This is a genomic window from Streptosporangium sp. OZ121 (genome assembly GCF_051918885.1).
In the GTDB taxonomy this organism is placed as follows: Bacteria; Actinomycetota; Actinomycetes; order Streptosporangiales; family Streptosporangiaceae; genus Streptosporangium.
In genome coordinates, this window is the sequence record NZ_JBPXMC010000030.1 from 1 (window position 1) to 15,040 (window position 15,040).

General features: G+C 67.0%; 10 protein-coding genes. 4 read left to right on the forward strand and 6 right to left on the reverse strand.

The window, feature by feature from the left end; translation table 11 throughout:
• Positions 1 to 199 precede the first annotated feature (199 nt).
• From ACTOQ1_RS35200 to ACTOQ1_RS35225, 6 genes are all read right to left on the reverse strand, one after another.
• Positions 200 to 1,732 (reverse strand): serine/threonine-protein kinase, encoded by a 1,533-nt coding sequence (locus ACTOQ1_RS35200; protein WP_440072300.1) that lies wholly within the window; start codon positions 1,730 to 1,732, stop codon positions 200 to 202.
• A 17-nt stretch (positions 1,733 to 1,749) separates the two neighbouring features.
• Positions 1,750 to 3,636, reverse strand: coding sequence for an N-6 DNA methylase (locus ACTOQ1_RS35205; protein WP_440072301.1), 1,887 nt, complete (start codon positions 3,634 to 3,636; stop codon positions 1,750 to 1,752).
• Positions 3,633 to 4,337, reverse strand: coding sequence for a M48 family metallopeptidase (locus tag ACTOQ1_RS35210; RefSeq protein ID WP_440072302.1), 705 nt, complete (start codon positions 4,335 to 4,337; stop codon positions 3,633 to 3,635). The genes ACTOQ1_RS35205 and ACTOQ1_RS35210 overlap by 4 nt, the downstream gene beginning before the upstream one ends.
• Positions 4,338 to 4,356: 19 nt before the next feature.
• Positions 4,357 to 7,533 (reverse strand): type I restriction endonuclease subunit R, encoded by a 3,177-nt coding sequence (locus ACTOQ1_RS35215; RefSeq protein ID WP_440072303.1) that lies wholly within the window; start codon positions 7,531 to 7,533, stop codon positions 4,357 to 4,359.
• A gap of 101 nt (positions 7,534 to 7,634) precedes the next feature.
• The gene (locus ACTOQ1_RS35220) at positions 7,635 to 8,864 is read right to left on the reverse strand and encodes a restriction endonuclease subunit S (protein WP_440072304.1); all 1,230 of its coding nucleotides are present in this window, start codon (positions 8,862 to 8,864) and stop codon (positions 7,635 to 7,637) included.
• Positions 8,857 to 11,310, reverse strand: a complete 2,454-nt coding sequence (locus tag ACTOQ1_RS35225; RefSeq protein WP_440072305.1) for an N-6 DNA methylase — start codon at positions 11,308 to 11,310, stop codon at positions 8,857 to 8,859. Before ACTOQ1_RS35225 ends, ACTOQ1_RS35220 begins: the two co-directional genes overlap by 8 nt.
• A 456-nt stretch (positions 11,311 to 11,766) precedes the next feature.
• Between ACTOQ1_RS35225 and ACTOQ1_RS35230 the strand changes: the two genes are divergently transcribed.
• The 4 genes from ACTOQ1_RS35230 to ACTOQ1_RS35245 all read left to right on the forward strand — a co-directional run bounded on the left by ACTOQ1_RS35230 (position 11,767) and on the right by ACTOQ1_RS35245 (position 14,709).
• On the forward strand, positions 11,767 to 12,951 hold the full coding sequence (locus tag ACTOQ1_RS35230) for a helix-turn-helix domain-containing protein (RefSeq protein WP_440072306.1): 1,185 nt from the start codon (positions 11,767 to 11,769) through the stop codon (positions 12,949 to 12,951).
• Between the two features lie 234 nt (positions 12,952 to 13,185).
• Positions 13,186 to 13,419: a hypothetical protein gene (locus tag ACTOQ1_RS35235; protein WP_440072307.1), complete on the forward strand. Its 234-nt coding sequence runs from the start codon at positions 13,186 to 13,188 to the stop codon at positions 13,417 to 13,419.
• 174 nt (positions 13,420 to 13,593) lie between these two features.
• Positions 13,594 to 13,905, forward strand: coding sequence for a hypothetical protein (locus tag ACTOQ1_RS35240; protein WP_440072308.1), 312 nt, complete (start codon positions 13,594 to 13,596; stop codon positions 13,903 to 13,905).
• 543 nt (positions 13,906 to 14,448) lie between these two features.
• Positions 14,449 to 14,709, forward strand: coding sequence for a MazG nucleotide pyrophosphohydrolase domain-containing protein (locus ACTOQ1_RS35245; RefSeq protein WP_440072309.1), 261 nt, complete (start codon positions 14,449 to 14,451; stop codon positions 14,707 to 14,709).
• The last annotated feature ends 331 nt before the right edge of the window (positions 14,710 to 15,040 follow it).

Consider the following 15,040-nt stretch of genomic DNA (forward strand, 5'->3'; position numbering starts at 1 on the left):
GCGGGTGGGCCGCACCGGCTCCGGCGACTCTCGGCCGCTGGTCACACCCGCCCCGTTTCCGGGCTTCGTCGATGCGCGCCCGATTGTCGGCGATCTCCATACTGGCCATCTTGGGCGGGCTGTTCCTTTATGTCTGGATGCAGCGCGCTCTGCGGGGGCGGACGTTGAATAAGCGGCTGCTGGGTATCCGGACGGAAATTCAACCGCCCAGGCCGGTCAGGAGGTCGGTAACGCGGATAGTGGCGCCGTGCCCCGAGCCGTAGAGCCTGGTGAGGTCCTCGCACAGGCTCGTGAGCGTCACTCGGGCCCTGTCCACGGTGCCGACGCTGATTTCCAGTTCGCCGATCTGGCGACGCAACTCCAGGAGTCGCGCGTCATCCTCGGGGAAGCGGCTTCCCTCATCCGCCAGCAGCTCACGCATGATGTGCAGCGCGAGCCCGGGATCACCGGCGTGGACATGGCAGGTCACCTCCTGCAGCCTGCACTGGGAGACCCGCTCGTAGTCGGGCTCCGGATGCAGGAGCAGGTCGTCGGCGATCTGCCGGAACTCCTGGGCCGCGCGACGGTAATCCTGACCCATGAGCAGGACGTCCGCGAGCTGCCCGCGCAGATCGATCACTTCCGTGTCGGCGATGCCGAGCTTCCGGCTCGCCGCCACGGCGACCCCCGCGAGCATTCCTGCCGCGTCGCCGTAACGCGACTCTCTGACCAGTGACACCGCCTGCCTGCGGGCACGCCCGATGTCACCGCGGCTGAAGTCGCCGTCCACCGGGCCGTTGCCCCCGGCGGAAACCGTGGACGGTGGTGCTCCGGCTGTGAGAGTGCGGCTGACCGCGTGCGCGTACATCCGGACAGGGCTGGGAATCGGGGCGGTCATGTCACCGAGCGGTCCGGTCCCCGCGAGGTAGGGCATGAGCCGATCGTGGACCTCGGCCGCCGTCGCCGGGCGGTCCTCCGGGCGCTTCTCCACCATCGCCAGGATGAGCTCGTCCAGTTCCTTCGGCACATCCGGCCGGAGTCGTCCGACCGCCGTGGGACGTGTGTTGACGTGCTGGTTCATCACGCTGTACTCGGAGGGGCCGGTGAACAGCTGCCGTCCGGTGAGCAGCTCGTGCAGCACGGCGCCCAGCGCATAGACGTCACTCCGCTCGGAGGGCTGCTCGGCGTTGACCTGCTCGGGTGACATGTACGCGGCGGTGCCGAGCTGCTGACCGGTCCTGGTCAGCTTGGTCATCCCGGGGTCCTGCATCAGGGCCAGGCCGAAATCCACCACCTGGATGGAGCCGTCCCTGCGCAGCATGAGGTTGGACGGCTTCAGGTCACGGTGCAGGATGCCGAGGCCGTGGGCCGCCGCCAGGACCGCCGCCACCTGAGCGCCGATGGACGCGACCCAGCCCAGCGGGAGCGGCCCGTGCTCGGCGACGACGTCGTCGACGCCCGTCCCCTCGACGAACTGCATCACCATGAACAGCCGGTCGCCCAGCTGCGGATCCCGGTATTCGCCGAAGTCGTGCAGCACCGGCGCGCCGGGGTGGGCGAGCCGTGACATGATCTTCGCCTCGTGGGTGAACCTGGCTTCGAGTTCCGGGTCGCGCACCCCGTCGGGGAACCGGATGAACTTGATCGCCACCCGACGGCCGAGCTTCTCGTCGTGGGCCCCCCAGACCACGCCCATGCCACCCTTGCCCAGGTGGACGGGGTCGAGCCGGTAGCGATTGAGGACGAGGGTCACCCATGCCTCCAGGGGGATCACTCGGGACGCAGGCTCCCGTCGAAGAGGCCGTCGATACCGGCCGCCACAAGATTATCGCTGATCTCGCGGAGCGCACGGGTGGCGTCCTCGTAGGCGAGCAACTGGCGGAAGACCTCGCCGTACCGGCGTTGCTCGTCGATCGGAAGCCTGGACAGTCGCGCACGGCGGGGATCGAACCGCATCGAGGAACCGGGCCGGGGGCCGGAGCCACCGGCGGCGCGCAGGCAGCCGGCCAGGAAATGGGGATCCAGGCGGTCGGGGTCGGTGCGGATGAGGAGGAGCTGGGGGCCGAGAACGGCTCCGGATTCGGTCATGACCCGCGGGACCGAACCGCTGCCCGTGAACACCGGCGCGACGATATCGTCGCGCTCCACCCGCACCAGGCCGGGTGCGTCGGCGCTGCGCCCCGTGGGCGCCCTGCCGAGCAGTAGGTCCTTCGCGGTGAGGACGTGAAGGTCGCCGTCGCCGGGAAGTTTGAGCGGGCCCTGAAAGATGGTGACGGCGCCCGCGCGGGCGAGCTCCCCGACGCTGGACATCGCCGGCTCACGACCCCGGACCGCGGACAGGCGCGGCAGGGTGGAGCTCAGCGACGAGGCCAGGGCTATCGCCTTCTCGCGCAGTGCGGAGAAGCTCGACGAACCCGACTGGTCGAGGACGGGGATTCGCCGGCCCGTCGTCAGATCGACCTCCTCGTCCAGGAGGTCGATGATCCGTACGGTGTCGCCGCCCTCGGGCAGGTCCTTGCCGTCGCGGAAGGCCTTCCACGACGTTTCGGCCAGGGCGAGGTCCTCTCCGGCGTCCACCATCAGCACCTCGGACGGCGGCTGGGCACCGGGCTCGGGCCTGAGCAGGACCCACAGGTCCGGTGCCCCGCTGGAAGCCGGGGTGGCGCCTGCGGAGAGTGTGATGATCGCTCGGAGTGCTCCGGCGCGCAGCAGGTTGCTCCGGACCCGGCGGCCGGACCGGCGGCTCGCGACGACGCCCGGCATCACGATGACCACCAGGCCGCCCGGCCGGACGTGCGCCAGGCAGTGCTGCACCCAGGCGAGCTCAGACTCACCGCGGGGCGGCAGGCCGTACTCCCAGCGCGGGTCGTTGGCCAACTCCTCATATCCCCAGCCACGCTCGTTGAACGGCGGGTTGCAGACGACCACGTCGGCCTGCTCCGCAGGGAAGGCGTCCGCGCGTAGCGAGTCGCCCGTCTCGACGCACGAGTCGTGGCCGTGGAGCTTCAGCCGAACGTCGGCCAGGCGGGCGGCGCTCTCGCTCACATCCTGGCCGAGCGTTCGTGCCCCGGCGGACCTGAGGAGCAGGGTTCCGATCCCGCACGCGGGATCCAGCACGACACGCCCGGCCGTGTCACCGATGCGTGCCATGAGGTCGGCCACGTCCGGGGGAGTGGTCGGCAACCGGCGGGAGTGCAGGCTCACGTAGCGGTCACAGATGCCGTCGAACGTCGCGACGGGCCCCTCGGCCCGGCCCACCTCGGCGATCGCCCCGACCAGTTCCGTGCTGACGTCCAAGCCGTCGGGAACCATCGGGGACAGTCGTCTGAACAACGTCTTCGCGTTGAGGCCTGGGTCCTGCCGTTGGTGGAGGAGCACGGTTCCGGCGAATCCCACGGCGTCGCCGAGCCGCAGGTCGTCGGTGGTGGCTCTCAGCCGTTGCCAGAGCCGCTCGATCGGCGCCACCTCCACGTAGCGGTCGTGGCGGCGAAGCCAGGTCTCCACCTCCGCCAGGGAGAACGCCGGACTCGACGCGGTCCCGCCCACGGGCCGGGGGAAGTCGTCGAACCGCTTGCGCCAGTTGCTGACCGCGGCCCGGCCGACATCGGCGAGCCGGGCGATGTCGGCGGCGTTGACCATGACCTCGTCGTGCATCATCGCCCTTCCTCGGGCAACCAAAGATCATTACCGGCGCGGCGGAGCCGCTCCCGGTGGTCCTCGTGACCGGGGAGCGCCCGCTCGACGATCCGCCAGAACTCGGCACCGTGATCGGCACGATGGAGATGCGCGAGCTCGTGCACCAGCACATAATCAATCAAACTCGGCGGAAGCTGCATGGTCGCCCAGTGGATGTTGACCTGACCGTCGGGTGAGCACGAGCCCCACCGATAGCCGAGTGGCCGCACCCGCAGCCCGGCCGGTTCGACCCCCATCCGCGTCGTCCAGGGCTGGATCCGCCGGGTCAGCCATCGCGCGCCGACCCGGCGATACCAGTCGACCAGCTCCTTCGCGCCGCCGCCCCTGGCCAGCTCCAGCCGCCCGCGGATCAGGCGCACCTCGCCGGAGTCGACGACGCGCAGCCGGTGGGAGCGTCCGAGATAGAGGAACCCCTCACCGGAGACGAACTCCCGCTCCGGCGCGGCCTCGCCGAGATCCCGCTTCTCGGCGAGTTTGCCGTACAGCCATGACCGTTTCGCCTCGACCAGCTTGGTGAGCTCGGCCCGGGAGACCTGAGGGGGGACGACAGCGGTGACCGAGGCGTCCCGCTCCACGGTGAGCCGCACGCTCTTGCGGCGATCGCTCACCGAGACGGTGACGTCGAGGTCACCGACCCGCAGCACTCCAGGGAACTCACTCACGGTCACCAGCATGCCAGTATCAGGGCTTCGGAATATCCGCCTGGTTGTTCCGGACCACGTCACACGCCTTGTCGGCGACCTGGTCCAGCCGGTGAAAGTCTCCCAGATTCCGGGTGACCAGAATCTCGAAGATCTCCTTCCGGAAATCCTCGACGTCCGTTCTCTTCCTCCAGAAGTCACGGAGATGGACGGTCCGCACCGCCAACCGGTGGATCTCCTTGCACGCCTCGACGAACCGCGGGTCGTCGATGTCCTCGGCGGAGGTGGCCAGCTCGCTCAACAGCAGGCCGTACAGTGCGTTCTCGGCCGGGCTGAGGTCGTGCGGGTTGTCCCGCCGGTCCTCCTTGATGTCGGTCATCAGATTTCTGAACGCGAGCAGCTGCTGGTCCCAGTCGTCCTTGAGCTCGACCAGGATCTGCTCCAGTCGCTCGCTGAGCAGCTGGTAGCGGGTCGGGTCCTGGCCGCGGTGCACCTCGATGTGGTGCCGGATGGCGTTCTCCATCTCCGAGGCCTTGGCCCGCGTGCCGCCGGTCATCGCCTCGACCTTCGCCGCGAAGTTGGCGGCGGTCAGCTCGATCGGCGGGAGCTGCTGCTCGATACCGAGCGAGGTGACGTGCTCGTCGATCAGCAGCTTGATCTTCTTGCCGTAGGCCCCGGGGTCGAACTCGCCGCCGTCCACCCGGTAGCGCCGGTTCGCGGTCAGCCTGATCACCATGAACCGCTTGAGGTCCGGGAGGTACGGCTTCACCGCCGGGTCGGGCATCACCACGTTGACCGTCCGGGCGAACCGGGCCAGCTCGGCGCCGAACTCGTCGCGCAGCCGGGAATCGGCCAGTTCCAGTACACACTTCTCCACGTCGTCCGGATCGCGGAACATCCTCCGGAGCCGTTGCAGCTGCGGCCCCAACTTGGCGATCTCGGTCCGCAGGTCGCGCAGCGCTCCCGCGACGTCCCTGCCCTCCTCGTCGTCGAAGTCCTCGTCGGCGTATACACGCAGCGCGTCCACCAGGTTCTGCGCCACACCGCGGTAGTCGACCACGTAGCCGTACGGCTTGCCGTCCGCGGTCCGGTTGACCCTCGCCACCGCCTGGAGCAGGTCGTGCATCTCCATTTTGCGGTCCAGGTACATCACCTGCTCGATGGGCGCGTCGAAGCCGGTGAGCAGCATCGACTTGACGATCACGAAGGCGATGTCGTTCTCCCCGAAGGGACGGGTGAAGCCGTCGATCCTGGCCTTCTGCTTGGCCTCATCGGTCCACTCGGCGAAGCGGTGCTCGTCCTCTGCCTTGCCCTCGGAGATGACCGGCACGAAGTCGATCCGCCGGATCAGGTCGAGCTGCCCGTACGCCTTCACGAGCTGGGCCTGGCGCGGTTTCAGCTCCTCCAGGGCACGGTTCAGCAGGTGCGGCGGAAGGTTCAGCACGTCCCGGACGAGCTCGTCGCGGGCGGCGATGAGCGCCTCCCGGTAGCGCAGTGTGGTGTCCCGGTCGTGCGCGACCACCTGGGCCTTGAAGCCCTCGGGCAGCACTTTGTCCACGTAGTGGCGGAGCATGTGCTTGGCCTTCACGTCGACGAGCTTCTGGGCGGTCGAGACGGTTCCCTTGGTGGCCCAGCGCTGCTGGAGCTGCTGCCGCTCCTCGGCGGTCAGGTCCTCGAACTCCTCCTCGAAGAGCTCGTCCATGTCCTGGCCGTCCCGGAGCGCACCCTTGACCTTGAAGCCCTCGTAGAGGATCGGCACGATCACGCCGTCCTCCTCGGCCTCGCGGAGCCGGTAGGTGTCGATGAACGGGCCGAACAGCTCCACGCTGGTCTTGCGCCGCCCCTTCTTCGTCATGATCGGCGTACCGGTGAAGCCGATCCTGGCGGCGTTGGGCAGCGCCTGGCGCAGGTTCGAGCCGAGGGAGGAGGTGTGCGAGCGGTGCACCTCGTCGATCAGCACCACTATCGACTCGTCGGTGTTGACCTCGCCCAGGTCCAGGCGGCCGGCGGGTGAGCCGTCCTGGTTCTTCTGGATCATGACGAAGACCACGCCGGGACCGCTCCGGCCGAGGTACGTCCTGGCGCGGGCGCCGCTCTTGGCGATGTCCACCTTCTCGCCGCTCAGCCCCAGGGTCTCGCCGAGCTGGTCCTGGAGCTGGGTCCGGTCGGTGACGACCACGACCTTGTAGTGGGCCAGCTCGTCGGCCGAACGCAACCGGCGGACCAGGAAGGTCATCGTGAGACTCTTGCCGGAGCCCTGGGTGTGCCAGACGATCCCGCCGCGCCGCCCCGGTCCGCCGGTCAGCAGCCGCTCGACGGTCCGTTCCACCGCGCGGAACTGCTGGTACCGGGGGGCGATCTTGACCGTCACACCGCTGTCGAGGGTCAGGAAGGTCACGTAGTTGTGCACGATGTTCAGCAGGTTGGCCCGCTCCAGCACACCGGCGGCGAGGATCTCCTGCTTGCTGAGCTGTTCCTCGGTCTTACCCCGTCGCGCGGCGAGCTCCGCCTTGGTGAGCGGGTGGGGGTCGCGCCAGGGCACGTAGTGCTCGGGGGCGGCGGTGAACGTGCCCAGCCTGGCGTCCTCACCGCTGGTCGCGATCGTCAGCTGGACCGGGTGGAAGAGCTTCGGGCTCCCGGTCTGGCCGTCGCTGTAGCGGCGGATCTGGTTCATCGCGGGGCGCAGGTCGCTCTGCGTGGGAGCCTTGCACTCGACGACGACGAGCGGGACGCCGTTCACGAAGAGCACGAGGTCGGGAACGATCTGCTTGCTCCCACCGGTGCCGGGGACGTCCACCCGGAACTGGTTGATCACGAAGAACTCGTTGTTGTCGACGTTCTTCCAGTCGATGAAGTGGACCGTACGGTCCCGGCCGCCGTCCGGCCCCTCCACCGCGACACCCTTGATCAGCAGTTCGGTGACGTGCGTGTTGGCCTCCAGCAGTCCGGCGGCGGGCACCCGGGTCAGCGCGTTGAACGCCTGGCTGACCCTGGTGTCGTCGAGCCACGGCCGGCCCTGGTCGTCAAGGTTGATCCGGAAGAGTGCTTCCCGCACCTGTTCCTCAAGGACCACCTCGTTGAAGGAGTCGCGCAGCGAGTCCCGCGCGATGAGGGGCAGGACCGCGCCTTCCTTGGCACCGGCCGCGTGCTTCCACCCCATGGCCTTGAGCTGCTCTATAAGCGGACGTTCGACAAGTTCGTACTCGTAGTCGGCCACCGTCCGACTCCCCTCGGTAAACGATCGGACATCGTCAACCCCCGAAACACATCACCGCCACACCGGGGCGGGCATTGTGCTCGCCCGCCCCGGCTGCGGGGTCAAAGACTTTCCAGTACGGCTTCCGCCTCGGAAACCCGGACTCGTCCTGTTAGCAGGTCCTCTGTGAGGCCTTTCTTGAATATCTCCAAGCGATTCCTGGCCCTGATCTCATCTCTAATCCGATCGAGATGAGATGCGTAGGATTTCAATACATACTCTTGGTCTAAAATTGGCGGCACAGGAACCTGAAACTCGTGAACGTCATGCTTTGTGATATTTGGGTCTTTTCGGGTGCTTGCAGCTAGTTTTCGCCACTCGCCACGCCGTTGCTGTAACGCTCTAAGGAGAAATTCTGGCAGCAGTCTAGTGTCTGGCTCCAAGGCGGAAATGGCCTGGTTGGTTGCGGAGGGTAATCCCAACAATGCGGTGCGGCCGATCTGTTCCCATCCTCCATACATGGCAACAAGGACAGTTCCGGACGGAAAAACCTTCAGGTTCAGGCTTTGAACGGCAAGGGGCGTGACCTTCTCGTCAGTATCGACGATAGTGTCCTCATTTAGGTCAAGGGTTTTTGCCCATAGAGTTCCTTCGCTTGCGAAGTACTTCGTGCCTTCGGTGCGCGAAGGGGTTGTTCCTGAATTGATTCTGCAGATATCTCCCAAGCGTAAAATTGGCCACACTTTCAAATTGAAGAGGTGGCTTAGGAGGGCACTTCTTGTATTGAAGAGTTTATTGATTAGAAGATTTGAAGAGCTGATTAGGGCTTCGAGGGTGTCGAGGATCCCCGCGATCCGTCGCTGCTCCTCAAGTGGTGGAACGGGAACCGTTGTCCGCATTAGCTCGCTGCGGGAAAGTTCGATTTGATTGGTTGATCCCGTGTAACAGCGGGACTCCAGATGTCCCTGACCCCACTGTGACCGAAGCAAGCTTTCGATCCACCGAGGATTAACCTTGGCGCGGTCGCTGCGGAGGATAGTCACGTGGCTATCTACCATAAACTTGCCAGGCTGGTCGAAAACGCAACTGCGTCCGATCGTGCCTGTGCCAGTGGAGTTGAGGAGCACGTCTCCAGGGGAGGCCCAAAGTACGCGCCTGAATCGTTTGTCATGAGGCCGGGCAACGCTGGCGTCGAAGCCGGAAAGTTGAACACATCGCTGTCCGACTGCGAGGACCGAGCTGTTGTCCACATAGGTGGGTGCGGTTCCCCGAGAGATCATTGTGCAGAGGCTCTGCAGTGACTCTTCCAGCCAGCCCGCGTTGTTAGGAACCCCCATAGCCTGATCAGGCATAACCCAGCTCCTTCAGATAACTCTTCAGCCGTGCCGCAGCCGCCTCGCGCTGGGCCTCCAGATCTCGCAGGGTCACCGCGTACTTGTCCACCCAAGTCCGGAAAGCCGCCTCAGCCAGCCTGCGGGCGGCAACCGTACGGGACTCCAGGCGAGATGTGAGCTGTGACCGCAGGACGCCGATCACCAGGTCGCGGCGCGCGTCGCCGTCGAGGGCGCCGACGGCCATTCGGAGCCGGGGCAGGAAGTGGCTCTCCAGCGTGCTGACCTTCTTGCGGGCGGCGGCCGTGCGCGCCTTGAGGTCCTTTAGCTCGTCGTCGGAGAGCCGGTCCTCGGCAGACTCATCGGGCTCGTCGGTCTCCTCGTCCTCCTCGGCGGGCTTGGCGGTAGCCGCTTTGAACTGGGCGTTCAGCTCGGCGTACGTCGCCTCGGCCTCCTCCAGCTCGGCGAGGTAGTCGGGGATCAGCGCGGGGACGACCCGGTGGTCGCGGGCCTTGCGCTTCTCGGCGGCGATCTTCTGCTTGTCCCAGTACTCCACCTCCTCTTCGTCCAGCTCGAACGCCGACTCGATGGTGGTCAGCCAGCCCTCGACCACGCCCTCGAAGCCGTTGAGCCCGAGGGTCTTGATGTCGTACTGCGCCTCGCCCCACCACGCGGCGACGATGCCGGCCAGCTCGAACCGGTCAAGCACCTTCAGCGGCAGGAGGTCGTCAACGAAGGAGTCGAGCAGCTCGGCCCGGACCTCCATGACCTTGTGCGTGTCAGGCAGCTCGACGAGCCGCTTGCTGTGCCGGGTCCACCACTCGGAGAACGCCCGGCGTAGCCGCTCCTCGGTGGGAGACGCGAGGGCCGGGATGCGCTCGGCGGTCGCCCGCCATCCCTCGGGCAGGAAGTCGTGGTAGTTGGCGTCGCGCTCGGCGAACAGCGCGGCGGGGTCGATGCCGAACGCCTCGAACAACCCCGCCTTGGCCGCGACCTCGACCTTGGGGACGCCGCCGTGCAGGTGGGCACGGACGTCCTGGGGTTCGGGCGGCGGGGTGTTGTCGACGTAGCGGCGGATGTTGAGGTTGAAGTCGTTGTCCCGCAGCTCCTTGACGTCCACCACGCGGGCGAAGCCGGGAATGTCGCGATACTCCTCGTAGGCCGCGACGATCTTCTCGGCGTGCTGCGGGTCGAGAGAATTCTGCGCGCGTCCGGCGGTGAACTCGCGGTCGGCGTTGATGAACAGCACCTTGCGGCGTCGCTCGGCGGGTCGCGGGTCGGTGCCGCGCAGCACGAGAATGCAGGCCGGGATGCCGGTGCCGTAGAAGAGGTTGGGCGCCAGGCCGATCACCGCCTCCAGGCGGTCGTCCTTGATGATGCCCTCGCGGATGTCTTTCTCCTTGCCGCCGCGGAAGAGCACGCCGTGCGGCATGACCGTGGCGCCGATGCCGTCGGGGGTGAGGACGGCGAGCACGTGCTGGGCGAACATGAGGTCCGCCTTCTTGCCAGACTCCGGCGCGTAGCCGTAGATGAAGCGCTCCGGATGCTTCATATCGGCGGCCGAGTAGTTCAGCGAGAACGGCGGATTGGTGAGCACCCGCTCGAAGCGGGAGAGCTCCCCGCCCTCCAGGTGCCGGGGGTCGGCGAGGGTGTCCTCGTTTTCCAGGTCGGCGTTGAGCACGCCGTGCAGGATCATGTTCATCTTGGAGACGGCCCAGGTGGTGCCCGCCGCCTCCTGCCCGGCCAGGGTCAGGTCACGGGAGTCGAGGCCGTGCTCGTCGATGTACTCCTTGGCGTGGATGAGCATGCCGCCCGAGCCACAGCACGGGTCGTAGACGCGCATGCCTGGCCTCGGCTTGAGCAGGCGGACCATCATCCGGACCACGCCGCGCGGGGTGTAGAACTCGCCGCCCTTCTTGCCCGCCGAGTCGGCGAACTGCGCGATCAGATACTCGTAGGCCGCGCCGAGCAGGTCGGGGAACTCGAAGTCCTCGTTGCGCAGCCGTACTCGGTGAAAGTGGTCGACGAGCTGCTGTAGCCGTTTGTCGGAGATGGTGGACTGGCCAACCTTGCGCATGAAGTCGATGTGCTCCAGCACGCCTTCGAGGGAGGTGGAGTTGTGGGTCGCCAGCCCCTCCAGCGCCTTGTTGAGCAGGTTGCCGACGTTCTTCTCCCGGGAGTGGTCCTTGATGTATCGCCAGCTGGACTCCTGGGGGACGTAGAAGCTCTCACCCCGGTAGAAGGCCGGCGCGGCGGCCATCCGCTCGGCTTCCTCCCGGCTCCTGCCTTGGGAGAGCCACTTCCGGATGAGCTCCTCGCGGACCACGTCGAACTGGTCGGACGCTCTTTTCAGGAAGAGCATTCCGAAGATGTATTCCTTGAACTCCGAGGCGTCCATCTTGCCGCGGAGAATATCGGCCGCTCCGAACAGATGCCGCTCAAGCTGCGGCAACGTCAGCTTCGCCACGGGGTGGCCCTTCTATTTCGCTTCGGGGGGACATCCGGCTCAGGCTTGCGGGCGTCCTATTAAGGAGGGGATGTCGCCTCGTCGACCGCAATGCCGTCAACCGTTGACGGTGACACTATCACTCAGCCTTGGTTATGCCTACACCTTCAATATGCTCTGTGTTTAGAGTTCACAGGCAATAGTAAGGCTCCTCGTAGCGAGTGACCTGCGCCACCGGCTTCCGCCCGGATGCTCCGTCAGGCCACGCAAGGCGTGGCCAGGTCCTTCGGAGCCTGATGTCATCGCCGATCGGCGAGCTCGCGCTGGACGGTCCTCCGTGCCCCCGTCATATCAACGGCCATGCGCATCCTTGACGCCACGAGGATGAGTGGGCCTCTGCATAAGGGAATACCTGTCAACAAGCGGGTCCTGCGGCTTAGCCTGGAGCTGCGACACCACCAGGGAAGGGCGGGACCCATGGACGACGGTTGCACCATCGGAAACCGGCTCAGGAAGATCCGTGACGACCGATCCTGGACGCAGGAGGAGCTCGCGGAGCGGGCCGGTGTCAGCAGGGACATCATCGCGAAGCTGGAGCAGGGGCGCCGCGAGTCGGCGCGGCTCACCACCCTGATGAGTTTGGCGAACGCCCTCGACGTGGACCTGTCGGCGCTGACCGGCAAGCGCGACCGTATGGGCGGCGAACGTGACGGCGCCAGTGTCCTGAAGTTGCGGGACGCACTGCTGTCGGCGTCTCTGCTGCCCGGGGCGGACGACGGTCACGACGGCGAGCCGACACCAGTGGTGGACGTGCGGGCCGCAGTGGACGACGCGTGCCGCCGCTACTGGGCCGGTGACTTTCCCGCCCTGGTCGCTCAGCTTCCGGGGTTGATCGCCGAGGCGCGACTGTCCCACGCGGCGTACGGCGAGGCTGCCGTTTACGCGCTGGCCATGGCTTATGACCTGGCGGCCAGCGTGATGGTGCATCTTGGCCGGGACGACCTGGCAGCGATCGGCGCGGAACGGGCCATCACCGTCGCACACAGTGGCGATGACGAACTGCTGTGGGCGACTCTGCACGGCACGTACGCGTGGGTACTGCTGCACCAGGCGCGGCCTGAGGACGCGGAAGCCCTCGCCGTTACCATGGCCACTCGTGTCGAACCGTCCTTCTCGGCACCGGTCGCGCATGTCGCCGTATGGGGCAACCTGCTGATGTGGGCGCTCGCACCTGCTGCTGCTGGTGGGCGGGACGTCGCCGACTACATCAGGATGGCGTCCGCAGCGGCCGAGCGGCTCGGCGGCAGGACTCGCGTCTACAACAGTTTCTTCGGCCCGGCCGAGGTGGCGGTGCAGGCCACCCATGCCTATGCCGTACGGCGGGAGCCGGACAAGGCGCTGGGAGCGGCTCGGCGGGTGAAGTCCGGTGCGGTCGGTGGCATCTCCTATGGTCGTCACCTGCTCGATGTCGCCCAGGCGCACCTCGATGCCCGGCACCGGCAGGTGGCCGTCGAGCGGTTGCAGGAGGCTCACGCGCTCTCGCCGGTGTGGTTCCGGCATCAGGGCGTCGCCCGTTCCCTGGTGACCGAGATCCGGGAACAGGAGACGCGCCCGTCGCCCTCCGTCCGGTCGCTGGTGCATTCCCTCAACCTGGGCCGGTAGGACAGGGCGTCCTCCCTTGACGACAGAAGGACGAGGGGGCGGGACATCCCGTCCCTGGTGATCAACCCCGCATAATCTCACCATGGGTGCATGACCCGTTACCGAGCGGATGAGTGGCGCGGCCTTCACGGCTTCCCCGAACCGGAACCTGCCTCCGGCACCCCCGCAAACACGGTGCAGCTCCTTCGTCAGGCCCTCCACGATCGCGGGGTGGTGACGCTGGAGGGTGACGTCATGAGAACGGCCGGTGGCCACTACGTGCTGAGCCTCGCGCCGGGCCTGCTCGTATGGAGCGTTCCAAGTACGTTCCGCTGGTTCAGTGCCGGTTGCATGATCCTGCACCCCTCGGCCGACCCCACTGGTGCCGCCGACCTGCTGGTGGAGCTGTTCGACCGTCAACCGTGGCTGCGATATCAGCGGGAATGCCTGGAGGCGCTCATGGAGCCCGCCGAGGCATCGCCCGTCTGACCCTTTAGCTCTGGCGGGCTCCGCACAGGGCGCGGCCTACGCCCCACCCCGCCCGCCCGGCCCCCGGACGCCCGCCAGAGGCGGCCCCGGGACGATCACCGGTTTCCGATGCCGGAAGACCCCGGGGCCGCTCATCTCCTTCACCGGCTCTCACCGCACGAGAGGACGTACCCGATGATTCCGCCACCGGCCACCCCGGCGAGCGACCGGCTCCGACACGTCACGCAGCGGGAACTCGCCATCGCGGCCCTTCAACGGCTGCGGGCCAGGCTCTCCGACCACGAGATCTTCCCCGAACTCGTCCGGGAGGGCGGACAGCCCCGACTGCTGCTGGGCGAGACGCTGACCGTGTGGACCGGCTACAGCGGTGAGGTCATCTACTGGGGGCCCGGACTGGGGGCTCCGGCCGCGAACGTCCCGGCCTTCGACCTGGCCGACGTCGCACGCCGGATTGCCGAACTGGTCTACGCCGCCCCGGCCCCCTGATCACGTGGCGGCACGTGGAGCCGGACCTCAGCGTGCCGCCACGACTCCGCTTTTCCGTACGCGGTGGTGTGCGATGTCGCGCACCCGGGGCCGTACGGGAGAGACGACCGGACCTCCACCCGGTGCCGCCGGGCAAGAGGCGGCCGGGCACGACCCCCGTGACCACGGGAGACGCCGACTTTCATCCCACAGGGGGTGAAAGAGGAGGGCGGCGCTCTCGTGGTCACGGGCTCCACCGCTTCGTCCTTCAAAGGAGGGGGCATTCCTATGGAGGACGCCCCAGTATCCGACCTCGCCGACGCCGCCCGCCGGATCGCCGAACGCGTCTACGCCACACCGGCTCCGGCCCCTTGATCACGTGGCGACACGCGGGATCCGGCTAAGGCGCATCGAGGCGTAAGGAAGCGCTGGTTTTCACGAAGGGCCGCAGGTGGTGCTGCTAGCGTGGCGACGTTCTCACCCGTCACACCCGGGATCACCATGCAGCCTCTTCCCAGCACACATTCCCCGTCATTGGAGACGCTTCAGCGCTATGTCGCGGAGATGGAGAAAGAACGCGGCTTCTCCGACAGCACGATCATCGAGCAATGTCTGAAGCTCAGCGAGGAGACCGGCGAGGTGTGCAAGGCCGTGCGCAAGCACTCCTCCCTGCCGATCGACCCCACCAGCTCGACGGGGAGCGTCGGCGCCGAGCTCGCCGATGTCCTCATCTATGTCGCGGCGATCGCCAACCGTGCCGGAGTCGACCTCTCCGAAGCTCTGCGAGAAAAAGAGCAGGTCAACGAGACCCGCGTCTGGACATAGGCCGGTGTGCCCCTGATCCAGACGTCATGGCGACGGCTTGCGCGGCGCGTACGCGGCGGACGGCGCGGACATCCGCGTCAGCCCCGACGGGACGATCCACCTGCGACGCGGCCAGTGGAAGGCCGCCGTCACCTGACCGAAGAGCACGAATCACCCCGCCCCTTCTCGAGGGGCGGGGTGATTTGCGTATAGGCCCAAGGTGACCTCCGGCGCCGATGCGGCGGTCATCCGGCTCATGCGTACAGGCGTCCTATCGACGGCTGCGCGCCTGTTCGAGAGCGATGCCATCAGCTGTTGACAGTGGAGCCGCCGTCAAGGCATCGTTAAACTC